Source organism: Pseudomonas sp. S1(2024) (assembly GCF_046557535.1).
This window is the reverse complement of the sequence record NZ_JBKGFP010000096.1, coordinates 17,670-30,857: the sequence shown is the minus strand read 5'-3', so window position 1 is coordinate 30,857 and position 13,188 is coordinate 17,670. Positions and strand designations below refer to the sequence as shown.

Here is a 13,188-nt window from a genome sequence, read left to right as displayed (position 1 = left end):
AATCGTTTTTCCGATTGTAACTTAAATGCCAGCACAAACAAATTGCCGGCCCGGGAGTCAAGGTGGCGGGTTGTCTCAGGCCTGTGCGCCCGTGTGGGAGCGGGCTTGCCCGCGAAAGGGCCGGCACAGGCCTGCGCAAATGCCATTCAAAAAACCGGTCACCCGATCGGATTTATTCGACTTACAGCCCCGCCCCACCGCTTTATCCTGCGCCCCAGACCCCGCCTCAATCCGATCAGAACAGGGCCGCCCATATGTCATTCAAACGCACCATCCACGCCGTCGACACCCACGCCGGCATCCCCATGCGCGTCATCACAGGCGGCGTACCGCACATCCCCGGTGACAGCGTACACGCCAAGATGAAATGGCTCGAAACCAACGACGATCAGTTGCGCAAGCTGATGCTGCGTGAACCGCGCGGCTATCCGGCGCACTGCTGCAACATCATCGTCCCGCCAAGCCACCCCGAGGCCGACGCCGGCTACATCATCATGGAGCAGATCGAGTACCCGGTGATGTCCGGCAGCAATACCATCTCGGTGGCCACCGTGCTTTTGGAGATGGGCATGCTGCCGATGCAGGAGCCGCTCACCGAGCTGGTACTGGAGGCCCCGGCCGGGCTGATCGGTATCAAGGCCCGATGCGAGGGCGGCAAGGTCAAGGCCGTCACCTTCCAGAACGTACCGGCGTTCGCCGCACACTTGGATGCCGAAATCGACGTACCGCACTTGGGCAAGGTGCGCGTGGACGTGGGCTGGGGCGGCATGTTCTATGTGATCGCCGACGTGCGCCAGTTCAAAGGCCTGCAACTGATCCCGCAGCACGGCGCCGAAATCGCCCGGGTATCGTCGATGATCCGCCAGGCGGCTATCGAGCAACTGCCGGTGGCACACCCCGACTACCCGGGCATCGGCATTACCATCTCGCAGCTGTCCGGCCCCAGCGAAGACCCCAACGCCGACTGGAAGAACGCGGTGACCATGACCTGCGGCGAGTTCTCGTGGGACGACCCGGCCACCTGGACCGGGGCGCTGGACCGCTCCCCGTGCGGTACCGGCACCTCGGCGAAGATGGCCACCCTGCACGCCAAGGGCGAGCTGCCATTGCACCAGGACTTCCGCCATCAGGGCCTGCTCGGCAACATCTACACCGGCCGCCTGATCGATGAAACCAGCATCGGCGGCAACGAGGCCGTGGTACCAACCATCACCGGCAAAAGCTGGATCTACGGCCTGAACACCTTCGTGCTCGACCACGACGACCCGTTCCCCGAAGGGTTTACCATCGGTGATATCTGGGCCTGAGCCCAGGCAGCGTTCAATGCACTGGTATCCGCGAGCCGGGCCTTCTGGCAAGAACTGCATCTGAAGTGGCCACAAACAAAAACCCCCGGCCATGTACATGACCGGGGGCCTTGGATCACGCCGCAAGCGTCGCGATCAGGGTACCGCCAAGATTACTGCTGCTGAGGCAGTTTATCGATCGGGCCGCAGCCACCGATGATCTTGGAGATGGAAACCGAAGGGTGGAACAGGTAGTCGTAGGTGCAGTTTTTTGGCTGGTTGTAAACCTGGCCAGTGCAACCCGACAGCAGGGCAACACCCGAAACGACAGCAACGGCTACAGTAGCCTTGAACAGCTTTTTCATACTAAGTCCTTTAAATGAATCATCTTCGGCCATCGTCTGATGGCGGCGGGATGATACAGAACCCTGGCATTGGATCCAAGCCGCAAGGTGCACTGGCTAGTTGCACCTGTGCAACAATCGAGTGGCTCTGTATGAACTGTCCTAAGACATTACGGCTTTTTTACTCGACATTGCTGTACGGCAGGCAATACTGCCGGCATTGTCCGCACGAGCTCAACTAATGCCGCTTCCAGCGTTGCGCTTCATAGCCTTCATTATTGGTGTATTCCTGATCACCTTGGCCGTCAGCATGGTAATCCCGATGCTGACACTGCTGCTGTACGACCGCAGCGATGATCTCGGCGCTTTCGTCTAGTCAAGCCTTATCGTGCTCTGCGCAGGCCTGGTCATGGTGGCCCGAGGCGCTCCCGGCGCACCGCAACTGCGCGCCAGGGACATGTACCTGCTTACAACGGCAAGCTGGGTCATCGTTTGCGCATTTGCGGCCTTGCCGATGGTGTTCATCCGGCACATCAGTTACACGGACGCGTTCTTCGAAACCATGTCAGGGATCACTACCACCGGCTCGACGGTACTGACCGGGCTGGACAATGCATCGCCTGGGTTGCTGATATGGCGGTCTTTGCTGCACTGGCTGGGAGGCATCGGCTTTATCGGCATGGCTGTCGCGATCCTGCCCCTGCTGCGCGTAGGTGGCATGCGCCTGTTCCAGACCGAATCTTCGGATTGGTCAGACAAAGTGACACCCCGCTCGCATGTTGCGGCCAAGATGATCCTGATCATCTATGTGGGCCTGACAGTCTTGGGAACATGGGCGTTGTGGGCTGCCGGCATGACCCCGTTCGAAGCCATCAATCATTCGATGGCACTGATTTCAACCGGTGGTTTCTCTACCTCCGATGCCTCGCTGGGCCACTGGGTGCAGCCTGCGGTGCATTGGGTAGCCGTTGTCATCATGATCCTCGGCAGCCTCCCTTTCACCCTGTATGTGGCCACGCTGCGTGGCCATCGGCGCATCCTGCTCGATGACCATCAAGTCCGCGGTTTCATTGGCTTTCTCGTCTTCATCTGACTCACGGTCGGAACCTGGCTCTGCTTGCACAGCGATCTGTCATGGTGGGATGCGTTCCGTATCGTGGCGGTCAACGTCACCTCCGTGGTGACCACCACGGGCATTGCCGTGGGCGACTACACGCTCTGGGGCAGCTTCGCCATCATGCTGTTCTTTTACCTGACGTTCGTCGGTGGCTGCTCGGGGTCTACCGCTGGAGGCCTGAAGATATTCCGTTTCCAGGTGGCCGCGGCCTTGCTTGTCAGCAGCCTGAAACAGTTGATCCATCCAAGGGCAACAATCTCGAAGAAATACAATGGGCACCCGATCGATGAAGAGATCGTGCGCTCACTGCTGACGTTTTCGTTCTTCTTCTCAGTCACCATCGCGGTCATCGCCCTTGGCCTCTCGCTGCTAGGGCTCGACTGGACAACGGCATTGAGCGGGGCCGCTACCGCCGTGTGCAACGTCGGCCCGGGGCTGGGAACGCTTATCGGTCCTGCAGGTAATTTCGCCTCGTTATCGGACGCTGCCAAATGGCTGCTGACTGTCGGCATGCTGCTTGGACGGCTCGAAATCCTGACCGTACTGGTACTCGTCTCTCCAGCTTTCTGGCGATTCTAGGCCAGAGGTTACCCGCCCATCTTCGCGCTCATTCACGGTCACGTCATAGCTTTGAGTAGCGGTTGTTCGGTAGACTACCGAACGGGTGCCAGCTGCACGGTGCAGTGGGGCAGGTTAAAGAACAGCGCAGGTCGGGCCGCCATGCGGGAGTACTTGCGCCTATGCAAAAAAAGGAATTGTCTCGCGCCCAGGAATTGGCCGAGCGTGCCTTCGCCAACCTTGAACGCTTTCTGCACATTGAAGCGGTCAGCGGCATCGTTCTACTGGTTGCAGCTATTGCTGCGCTTATCTGGGCCAACTCCCCGGCCGCCGAAAGCTACGACGCCCTTTGGCACACACCGTTGACGATCGGCGTGGGTTCGCTGATCTATTCACAGTCGCTGCATTTCTGGATCAATGATGGCTTGATGACCATCTTCTTCCTTGTCGTGGGCATGGAGATCCGTCGCGAGATCCACGAGGGCGCACTGTCCAGCCTTCGGCAGGCCATGCTGCCCATGGCAGCCGCCATTGGCGGTGTAGCCGTACCCGCGCTCTTCTACCTGGGTTTTGGTCACGCTGCGGCGGAACAACAAGGCTGGGCCGTACCGACGGCTACGGATATCGCCTTTGCGGTAGGTGTACTGGCGCTGCTCGGCAAGTCGATCCCGTCCAACGTCCGCGTGTTTCTGCTGGCCCTGGCCATCATCGATGACATCATCGCAGTACTGATCATCGCGTTCTTCTACTCGGGCGGCCTCGATTACAGCGGTTTCGGCGTTGCGCTGATCGGCCTGCTGATGGTGATCGGGCTGCAGAAGATCGGAGTGGGTTCGGCCTACGCGTACATCATTCCCGGCTTTGTCACCTGGCTGGGCATCCTGTTGACCGGAGCCCACCCCACCCTCGCAGGCGTTGTGCTGGGCCTGATGACGCCAGTGGTCGCAATGCCGATGCGCGAGCGACCACTGGATGCAATCAGCCGATTCACCGGAGAGCTGCTGGGGCGCGCCAGGGCGCCCGAGCGCGATGTCAGCGACCTCATGAACCCGTTGAAGCACCTGCGCCTGGCCCAGCGCGAACTGGTGCCGCCAGTGGTGCGCATGCAAGGCACCCTGCACCCTTGGGTAGCCTTCGGCATCATGCCGGTGTTTGCCTTGGCCAATGCCGGGGTAAATCTTTCGGGTGTCGATTTGTCAGCCGAGGCCCCGCAGTGGGTGATGATCGCCGTCGCTGTCGCTCTGGTAGTTGGCAAACCCTTGGGCATCGTCAGCGTCAGTTGGCTGATGGTCCGCTTGGGCTGGTGCGCGCTTCCCGCCGAGGTGAGCTGGCGCAGCATCACCTTGGTCGGGCTGCTGGCCGGCATCGGTTTCACCATGTCGATCTTCATTGCCAATCTCGCCTTCGTCGATCCTGGCGCGCTGGGGGCGGCGAAACTTGGCGTGCTTTCGGCATCGGTGATTGCAGCATTGCTTGGCCTGGCCTGGGGTGCATACAGCATCCGTAAAGCATCTGCCATGACCAAAGCAAGTTCGATGACCTAGAAAATCTGACTGGCGACCCACTTCTATCACGCAAGTGGGGTTCGATACTTGCCGGGGGCGCAGCGGGCATTGCGGCGGCCTTAAACGCGCCTCTGGCCGGTATGGTGTTTGCCATTGAGTAACCAAGCCGCACGTTCGAGCAACGCCGGTGCTCTTTGCCGAAAGCTGTGCCGGACACGGCCTCGCATGTTAAATTTCTGCCCTGAATTTGCCCTAACCCAATGGCCAGAAACGACAAAGCCCCCGAAAACTTTAACGTTTTCGGGGGCTTCGCTTACTTCGCGTATGGCGGAGAGATAGGGATTTGAACCCTAGGTACTGTTGCCAGTACAACGGATTTCGAATCCGTCCCGTTCGACCACTCCGGCATCTCTCCAATGCCGCGCATCATACCAGCGTTCTTTTAAAACGCAAACCTTTTTTTAAAAAAAATCGCGTGGTATCAGGCGCTTGCGTGAACGCACCGCTTACAGCGGCACGCCCAGGCGCTTGGCAACTTCTTCGTAGGCTTCGATAACGTCGCCCAGGCCCTGACGGAAGCGGTCCTTGTCCATCTTCTTGCGGGTCTCTTTGTCCCACAGGCGGCAGCCGTCCGGGCTGAACTCGTCGCCCAGCACGATCTGGCCATGGAATACGCCGAATTCCAGCTTGAAGTCGACCAGCAGCAGGCCGGCGTCATCAAACAGCTTGCTCAGCACTTCGTTGACTTTCAGCGACAGCTTTTTCATTTCGGCCAGCTGCTCGGCAGTGCCCCAGCCAAACGCGACAACGTGGGATTCGTTGATGAAGGGGTCGCCCTTCTCGTCGTTCTTCAGGAACAGTTCGAAGGTGGACGGCTCCAGCTTGATGCCCTCCTCCACGCCCAGGCGCTTGACCAGGCTGCCGGCGGCGTAGTTGCGCACCACGCACTCGACCGGAATCATGTCCAGCTTCTTCACCAGGCACTCGTTGTCGCCCAGCAGCTTGTCGAACTGGGTCGGCACACCGGCTTCTTCCAGTTTCTGCATGATGAAGGCGTTGAACTTGTTGTTCACCATGCCTTTGCGGTCGAGCTGTTCGATGCGCTTGCCGTCGAACGCCGAAGTGTCGTTACGGAACAGCAGGATCAAGCGGTCGGCGTCGTCGGTCTTGTAAACCGATTTGGCCTTGCCGCGGTAGAGTTCGTCGCGTTTTTCCATGATTGGGCTCCGCTTGCTTGAGGTGTTGGGCTAGGCGATTTCACGCCAGTCGAGCCCGTGTTCCTGATTCGCCACCTGGAGCCAGTCCGGGTCGCACCCAAGGGTGTCGACGAAGCACTGGCGAGCCAAGTGTGGCAGGTTGTTCTTGCTGCTGAGGTGGGCCAGCACCAGGTGTTGCAGGTTGCTCCAGCCCAACTCGTGCACCAGGCGCGCGGCCTGGTGATTGTTCAAATGTCCTTGCATGCCACCCACCCGCTGCTTCAGGAAGGCCGGGTAGTGACCGCGTGCCAGCAGGTCGCGGCAGTGGTTGGCCTCGATCAGCAGCGCATCCAGGCCCTGGTAACGCTCCAGCAGCAGCGCGTCGTACGAGCCCAGGTCGGTCAGCATGCCGAAGCGCCGCTGGCCGTCGCTGACCACGTACTGCAGCGGCTCGTAGGCGTCGTGCTCGACCCGCGCCGCGGTCACTTCCAGGCTGCCGATACGCAGGCTTTGGCCACAAGCGAGAAAACCGGCCACCTCCACCGGCTTGCGCATGCCGCGCAAGGTCCCCTGGCTGAGGTAGACCGGTACATTGTAGCGCCGTGACAGCAAGCCGACCCCATGCACGTGGTCGGCATGTTCGTGGGTGACCAGTACCGCACTGAGCTGTGCCGCCGACACGCCGAGCAGCGCCAGGCGCCGCTCGGTCTCGCGCAGGGAGAACCCGCAATCGACCAGGATGAACGTGTCACCACTGGCGATCAGCGTGCCGTTTCCCTGGCTGCCGCTTCCGAGTACCGCGAAGCGCACTTAGCCCAGGTGGTCCTGAATGGCGCTCAGCACGCGGCGGGCGACATCGGCCGGGGCCACAGTGTTGATGTTCTTCTCGACCGTGACCTGCACGCTCTCACCCACCTTGCTCAGGCGAACCTGGTAGCGCTCGGCACGGGCTTCACGCTCTTCCTTGGTCGGTTCGCTGCCGAACATGCGGCCGAAGAAGCCAGGCTGGTTCTGCTTGTCTTCAGGCTTTTCAGACAGGTTGATGTAGTACAGGCCAAGGCTGCGGTTGATGTCCTCGACACGCCACTCGCCCCCCTGCTCCAGGGCACGACCCACGCTGGACCACGCGCGGTCCAGGTCGGCGCCCAGGTACAGCACCGGGTTGCCGCTGCCGTCTTCGCTCAGGCTGACGCGGCTTGGCGCATCGAAATCGCGCGCGGCCAGCAGCGATACCGAACCGCCCTTCTCGGCGCTGCGGTTCATGCTGGCAAGCATTTCGTCGACCAGCAGGGCATCGGCACCGGTGTTGCTGGAGGTGGACGGGAAATCGGGCTCGGCAGTGCTGCCGGCCGGGCGCTCGACGCTGACCACATACACCTCGGAGGTGTTGCGCTGCACGCCAGGTTCCATGCGTACACGCACGCGCACTTCGCTGTCAGCGCTGCTGGCAGTGCTGGCCAGGCGCTGGCCGAGCGAAGCCGACAGTTCGTCGAAACGCTGCCAGGTGGTGTTGAATTCACCGGTCTGCGGGCGCTCTTCGGCGATGCGGAAGCCATTGTCCTCGAAGAACTGGCGAGCCACCGGCCATACCTCGGCCGGCGAATGCTGGGCCAGCACCCAACGGCTGCTGCCGCTGCGCTGCAGGCTGTAGTCGGTAACCTGGGCGGCGCCACCGGTCATCGGTTGCGGGCGCGGCACCTCGAACTCACCGGTGGCGCTGTCGTCGGCGACGTTGCGCGGGATCGGCAGCAGCGGGTCAAGGCGCTTGACGTTGCTGGCGTCCGGCGGCAGCTGCATCGGCGCAGTCGGGCGCGCTTGCAGGTAATCGCTGCCGCGGTCGCGGAAATAGCCATCCTCGCCCCACAGCCAGCCACACCCACTGGTGCTGGAAATGATCAGGGCAAGGGCGGAAAGACCAGCCAGTCGCTTCATGCGGTGTACTTCCTCTTAAACCAGTACGCCGGACTGGCGCAAGGCAGTACGGACTTTTTCGTGGCAGCCTTCGCTCAGCCAGGTCAGCGGCAGGCGAATGCCTTTGTGCATCAGGCCCATTTCGACGAGCGCCCATTTCACCGGGATCGGGTTGGACTCGCAGAACAGGTCTTTGTGCAGCGGCATGAGTTTTTCGTTGATTGCGCGGGCCTTCTCGGCATTGCCCTCAAGGGCGGCCTCGCACAGGTCGGCCATTTCGCGCGGGGCGACGTTGGCGGTGACGGAGATGTTGCCTTTGCCGCCCATCAGGATCAGCTCGACGGCGGTCGGGTCGTCGCCGGACATGACGATGAAGTCTTTGTCGACGCCATCGAGGATGGCCTTGGCGCGTACCAGGTCGCCGGTGGCTTCCTTGATGCCGATGATGTTCTTGACCTTCGACAGGCGGATCACGGTATCGGCCTGCATGTCGCAGGAGGTGCGGCCGGGTACGTTGTAGAGAATCTGCGGGATGTCGACGGCTTCGGCGATGTGCTTGAAGTGCTGGTACAGGCCTTCTTGCGTCGGCTTGTTGTAATACGGTACCACCAGCAGGCAGGCGTCGGCGCCGGCATTCTTGGCGTTCTGGGTCAGGTGCACGGCTTCGGCAGTGGAGTTGGCACCGGTGCCGGCGATGACCGGGATGCGGCGGCTGCTGCGCTTGACGCGCTCAACCACGTGCTTGATGACCAGGATGTGTTCTTCGACATCCAGCGTGGCGGACTCACCGGTGGTGCCGACAGCGACGATCGCATGGGTGCCGTTTTCCAGGTGGAAGTCTACAAGTTTGTCGAGGCTGTCCCAGTCAAGACGCCCTTGTGCATCCATGGGAGTGACCAATGCCACCATACTGCCCGCAATCATGTAACTGCTCCTGCCGGAAAAAGAGAGCGGTAATGGTACTGGGGGCATCGGCCTTGCACAAGCGAAGCAGGCGGGCGGAGCATTCCCCTCGGCGCCTTATTTCGCTACCCTTGATGCTTTGATCGGTGCAGCGCGGCCCGCCGGGCCGTCGACCTTGCTCCCCGCCAGCGTCCACGACCTCGCATGCGAGCCCCGGGCCCTGCCGACAGGAGGCTTTCGCCCGTCCTGTGCCGACCGCTCATCGCTTTAGGAATGCTGCATGTCCACCCCCACCGTCCGCGAACAATTCCTTGTCATCAGTGCCCTGGGCCCGAACCCCATGGAACTGGCCAACGTCCTCAGCCGCGCTGCGTTCGAGAACCGCTGCGCGGTGGTCACCTCGCGCCTGAGCCGCCACGGCGAGACCAGCGCCCTGGTACTGCAGGTAGGTGGCAGCTGGGACGCCCTGGCACGCCTCGAAGCCATGCTGCCGGGCCTGGGCAAGAAGCACGGCCTGACCCTGGACGTGGTGCGCAGCGCCGACCAGGAAGTGCGCCCGCAGGCCCTGCCCTACGTCGCCTACGTCAGCGCCGCCTACCGGCCGGACATCATCAACGAGCTGTGCCAGTTCTTCCTCGACCACCGCGTCGAGCTGGAAGCCATGACCTGCGATACCTACCTGGCACCGCAGACCGGCAGCAGCATGCTCAACGCCCAGTTCACCGTGATTCTGCCTGCCGGCACCCAGATCAGCTGGCTGCGTGACCAGTTCCTGGACTTTGCCGATGCCCTGAACCTCGATGCGCTGATCGAGCCATGGCGTCCACAGAACCCAATGTAAGGAAACCAACCATGGCCGTAGCACTCGACCAACCCGTTGCCGACTTCCAGGCCCAGGCCACCAGCGGGCAAACCGTCAGCCTGGCCGAGCTCAAGGGCCGGCAGGTGGTGGTGTACTTCTACCCGAAGGACAGTACCCCGGGCTGCACCACCGAGGGCCAGGGTTTTCGTGACCAGCACGATGCCTTTGCCGCAGCCAACACCGTGGTGTTCGGCGTGTCGCGCGATGGCATCAAGTCGCACGAGAACTTCAAGGCCAAGCAAGGCTTCCCGTTCGAGCTGATCAGCGACAAGGACGAAGCCCTGTGCCAGCTGTTCGATGTGATCAAGCTGAAGAAGCTGTATGGCAAGGAATATATGGGCGTTGACCGCAGCACCTTCCTGATCGACAAGGACGGTGTGCTGCGCCACGAATGGCGCGGGGTGAAGGTGCCAGGGCATGTGGATGCAGTACTGGCTGCTGCCCAGGCCCTGAACAAGGCTTGAGATCGTTGGGGGCGCTTTGCGCCCCTTTCGTGACACAAGGCCGCTCCTACAGGAAATCGCGTATCCCTGTAGGAGCGGCCTTGTGTCGCGATGGGCTGCAAAGCAGCCCCAAAATTACAGCATCGGTGACACACTAGGCTCCTGCCGCGGCCAGGCATCCAGCACGGCCTTGATCAAGGTCGCCAGCGGGATGGCAAAGAAGATCCCCCAGAACCCCCACAACCCGCCAAACAGCAACACCGCGCAAATGATCGCCACCGGGTGCAGGCTCACCGCCTCGGAGAACAGCAGCGGCACCAGCACGTTGCCGTCCAGCGCCTGGATGATCGCGTACACCGTCATCAGGTAGATGAACTGGTCACCCCAGCCCCACTGGAACAGTGCGATCAACGTCACCGGCACGGTCACCACAACCGCGCCCACGTAAGGCACCACCACCGACAGCCCCACCAGCAGCGCCAGCAACGCGGCGTAGTTGAGCCCCAGGCTGATGAAGGCGATGTAGGTGGCAATGCCGCAGATCAGGATCTCGATGCCCTTGCCGCGGATGTAGTTGGCGATCTGCCGGTTCATCTCGCTGCCCACCCGGTTCAGCAGGCTGCGCTGACGCGGCAGGTAGCCGCTGACCCAACGGCCGATCAGTTCGCGGTCCTTGAGAAAGAAAAACACCAGGATCGGCACCAGCACCAGGTAGATCATGGCGTTGACCAGCAGCGGCAGGCTCGATAGCGAGAAGGTCAGCGCCCACTGGCCGAACTTGCCGATTTCCCCGCGCACCGACTCGATGGCATGCAGCACCTGCTCGTCCGACACCAGGTGCGGGTAGCGCTCGGGCAACAGCAACAGCAGCGACTGCCACTTGCCGAGCATGCCCGGCAGTTCGTTGAACAGGGTGATCAACTGGTGCCACAGCAGCGGCACCAGCACCAGCATGAACACCGCCAACGCGCCCATGAACAGGGCGAACACCAGCATCACCGCCAACCGGGTGGGTACCCGCAAGCGCTCCAGGGCATTGACCAGCCCCTGCATCAGAAACGCCAGCACCATGCCCGCCAGCACCGGCGCAAGCATGCCACCCAGGGTGAGTACCGCAGTAAAAGCCAGGAACAACAGGACCGCCAGCACCACCGCTTCCTCATCGGAGAAGTAGCGCTGCATCCAGTCGCGAAGCACTTTGAACATTGACGATCCTTGGAAAGACTCAGGCCTTGCGCAGCCAGTAAGTGTAGGTACCGGCCTCGGCCGTTTCCCGCAGCAGGGTATGACCGGCCAACTGGGCGAAAGTGCGGAAGTCGCGCTGGGAGCCGGCGTCGGTGGCGATTACCTTGAGCACCGCGCCGCTGGCCAGGCGGTTGAGCTCCATCTTGGCCTTCAGCAGCGGCAAAGGGCAATTCAGCCCGCTGGCGTCCAGTTCGGCGTCACAGGTCAGGGTTTCACTCATTGCGGGGCTCTCCAAAGGCATTACCAGGCTGTATCTGGATTTGGCCGGCTAGGATAGCGCCACTGGTCGCCAACGTGTGAGCCCGCTACAGTAGGTATCTTTGACCGACGCGAGCTTCATGCATGAATCTACTGCGCCCTACCCTGCTGACGCTGGCCTGCCTGTTGGCCCTTCCCGGCCATGCTGACGACCTGCCATCACTGGGTGATGCCAGTTCCGCGATCGTCTCGCCGCAACAGGAGCACCAGCTCGGCCGTGCCTGGCTGAGCCTGCTGCGCGGCCAGGTCAACCAGCTCAACGACCCGCAGCTGAAGGACTACGTCGAAACCAGCGTGTACCGCCTGGCCGAAACCAGCCAGCTGCAGGACCGCCGCCTGGAATTCATCCTCATCGATAGCCGCGAGCTCAACGCCTTTGCCGCCCCCGGCGGCATCGTCGGGGTAAACGGCGGGCTGTTCCTCAACGCCCAGACCGAAGGCGAGTACGCCTCGGTACTGGCCCACGAACTGGCGCACTTGTCGCAGCGCCACTTCGCCCGCGGCGTCGAGGCCCAGCAGCGCATGCAACTGCCGATGATGGCAGCGCTGCTGGCCGGTATCGTGCTGGCGGCAGGTGGCGGCGGTGATGCCGGTATCGGTGTGATCGCCGGCACCCAGGCGGCGGCGATCCAGGAACAGCGGCGCTTCTCGCGGCAGAACGAACAGGAAGCCGACCGCATCGGCATCCAGAACCTGGAAAAGGCCGGCTACGACCCGCGCAACATGCCAACCATGTTCGAGCGCCTGGCCCGGCAGTACCGCTACGACGCCAAGCCGCCGGAGTTCCTGCTGACCCACCCGGTAACCGAGTCGCGTATCGCCGACACCCGCAACCGCGCCGAGCAGGCCCCCAAGGGCGGCGTCGAGGACAGCATGCGCTACCAGCTGATCCGTGCCCGGGTGGCGCTGACCTACGAAGGCACCCCGGGGCTGGCGGCCAAACGCTTCCGCGCCCAGCTGGACGAAGACCCCAAGTTGGACGCCGCGCGTTACGGCCTGGCCCTGGCGCAGATCAAGGGCGGCCAGCTGAACGAGGCGCGTGAACTGCTCAAGCCGCTGCTGGCCAAGGCACCCAACGACATTACCTACAACCTGGCGCAGATCGACCTGGACATCACCAACAACCGCCTGGCCGACGCGCAGCAGCGCGCCGAACGCATGCAGGGGTTGTACCCGGGCAACTACCCGCTGAAGCAAGTGCGTGCCGATCTGCTGGTGAAGCTGAACAAGCCCGCCGAGGCGGAAAAGGTGCTGAACGAACTGGTGAAGAGCCGGCCGGATGACCCGGATGTGTGGTACGACATGGCCGAAGTGCGGGGCCTTTCGGGCAATACCATTGGCTTGCACCGGGCGCGGGCCGAGTACTTCACCCTGGTGGGCGATTTCGACCAGGCCATCCAGCAGCTGGATTACGCCAAGCGCCGGTCGGGTGGGAACTTCCCGCTGGCAGCACAGATTGACCAGCGCCAGCGCGAGATCATGGAGCAGCAGCGCATGGTTCAGGAAATGATGGGGCGCTGAGGGCCATTCGCGGGCACGCCCGCGAAGAAAGCGACTCGG

12 protein-coding genes, 1 tRNA gene and 2 pseudogenes are annotated in these 13,188 nt (G+C 62.1%); 7 read left to right on the top strand and 8 right to left on the bottom strand.

What is annotated here, in order from left to right; translation table 11 throughout:
• Positions 1 to 254 precede the first annotated feature (254 nt).
• Positions 255 to 1,307, top strand: a complete 1,053-nt coding sequence (locus ACLCGK_RS26645) for a proline racemase family protein (RefSeq protein ID WP_410953303.1) — start codon at positions 255 to 257, stop codon at positions 1,305 to 1,307.
• 152 nt (positions 1,308 to 1,459) lie between these two features.
• Here the strand turns inward: ACLCGK_RS26645 and ACLCGK_RS26640 are convergent, their stop codons facing one another.
• Entirely contained in the window at positions 1,460 to 1,651 is a 192-nt protein-coding gene (locus ACLCGK_RS26640) for a YhfL family protein (protein WP_003254720.1), read from the bottom strand.
• Between the two features lie 220 nt (positions 1,652 to 1,871).
• Between ACLCGK_RS26640 and ACLCGK_RS26635 the strand changes: the two are divergent.
• From ACLCGK_RS26635 to ACLCGK_RS26625, 3 genes and pseudogenes are all read left to right on the top strand, one after another.
• Positions 1,872 to 3,326: pseudogene (locus tag ACLCGK_RS26635) on the top strand (TrkH family potassium uptake protein).
• 161 nt (positions 3,327 to 3,487) lie between these two features.
• Entirely contained in the window at positions 3,488 to 4,849 is a 1,362-nt protein-coding gene (nhaA, locus tag ACLCGK_RS26630) for a Na+/H+ antiporter NhaA (protein WP_410953302.1), read from the top strand.
• A 38-nt stretch (positions 4,850 to 4,887) separates the two neighbouring features.
• Positions 4,888 to 4,968 (top strand): annotated as a pseudogene (locus ACLCGK_RS26625) (chloride channel protein); the annotation flags it as partial.
• A 167-nt stretch (positions 4,969 to 5,135) separates the two neighbouring features.
• On the opposite strand, the gene ACLCGK_RS26620 reads toward ACLCGK_RS26625, so the two are convergent.
• The 5 genes from ACLCGK_RS26620 to dapA form a co-directional block, all read right to left on the bottom strand.
• Positions 5,136 to 5,225 (bottom strand) — tRNA-Ser (locus ACLCGK_RS26620).
• Positions 5,226 to 5,316: 91 nt separating this feature from the next.
• Entirely contained in the window at positions 5,317 to 6,027 is a 711-nt protein-coding gene (gene purC, locus ACLCGK_RS26615) for a phosphoribosylaminoimidazolesuccinocarboxamide synthase (RefSeq protein WP_004375217.1), read from the bottom strand.
• A 30-nt stretch (positions 6,028 to 6,057) separates the two neighbouring features.
• A complete protein-coding gene (locus tag ACLCGK_RS26610) occupies positions 6,058 to 6,816 on the bottom strand; it encodes an MBL fold metallo-hydrolase (RefSeq protein WP_015271459.1) in 759 nt (252 codons plus the stop codon).
• On the bottom strand, positions 6,817 to 7,938 hold the full coding sequence (gene bamC, locus ACLCGK_RS26605; protein ID WP_004375223.1) for an outer membrane protein assembly factor BamC: 1,122 nt from the start codon (positions 7,936 to 7,938) through the stop codon (positions 6,817 to 6,819).
• A 15-nt stretch (positions 7,939 to 7,953) separates the two neighbouring features.
• Entirely contained in the window at positions 7,954 to 8,841 is an 888-nt protein-coding gene (dapA, locus tag ACLCGK_RS26600) for a 4-hydroxy-tetrahydrodipicolinate synthase (protein ID WP_023660687.1), read from the bottom strand.
• 259 nt (positions 8,842 to 9,100) lie between these two features.
• Here dapA and ACLCGK_RS26595 point away from each other — a divergent pair, with 259 nt between their 5' ends.
• Both ACLCGK_RS26595 and ACLCGK_RS26590 read left to right on the top strand, forming a co-directional pair.
• Positions 9,101 to 9,661 carry a glycine cleavage system protein R gene (locus tag ACLCGK_RS26595; protein ID WP_013973793.1) on the top strand — a complete coding sequence of 187 codons (561 nt, stop codon included), beginning with the start codon at positions 9,101 to 9,103 and terminating at the stop codon, positions 9,659 to 9,661.
• 11 nt (positions 9,662 to 9,672) lie between these two features.
• Positions 9,673 to 10,146 carry a peroxiredoxin gene (locus ACLCGK_RS26590; RefSeq protein ID WP_004375231.1) on the top strand — a complete coding sequence of 158 codons (474 nt, stop codon included), beginning with the start codon at positions 9,673 to 9,675 and terminating at the stop codon, positions 10,144 to 10,146.
• 114 nt (positions 10,147 to 10,260) lie between these two features.
• Here ACLCGK_RS26590 and ACLCGK_RS26585 read toward each other — a convergent pair whose 3' ends face one another.
• Together ACLCGK_RS26585 and ACLCGK_RS26580 are read right to left on the bottom strand one after the other, a co-directional pair.
• Entirely contained in the window at positions 10,261 to 11,331 is a 1,071-nt protein-coding gene (locus ACLCGK_RS26585) for an AI-2E family transporter (RefSeq protein WP_015271461.1), read from the bottom strand.
• Positions 11,332 to 11,350: 19 nt separating this feature from the next.
• Positions 11,351 to 11,590, bottom strand: coding sequence for a sulfurtransferase TusA family protein (locus ACLCGK_RS26580; protein WP_004375233.1), 240 nt, complete (start codon positions 11,588 to 11,590; stop codon positions 11,351 to 11,353).
• A gap of 122 nt (positions 11,591 to 11,712) precedes the next feature.
• Between ACLCGK_RS26580 and ACLCGK_RS26575 the strand changes: the two genes are divergently transcribed.
• Positions 11,713 to 13,149 carry a M48 family metalloprotease gene (locus ACLCGK_RS26575; protein WP_025340255.1) on the top strand — a complete coding sequence of 479 codons (1,437 nt, stop codon included), beginning with the start codon at positions 11,713 to 11,715 and terminating at the stop codon, positions 13,147 to 13,149.
• Positions 13,150 to 13,188 lie beyond the last annotated feature (39 nt).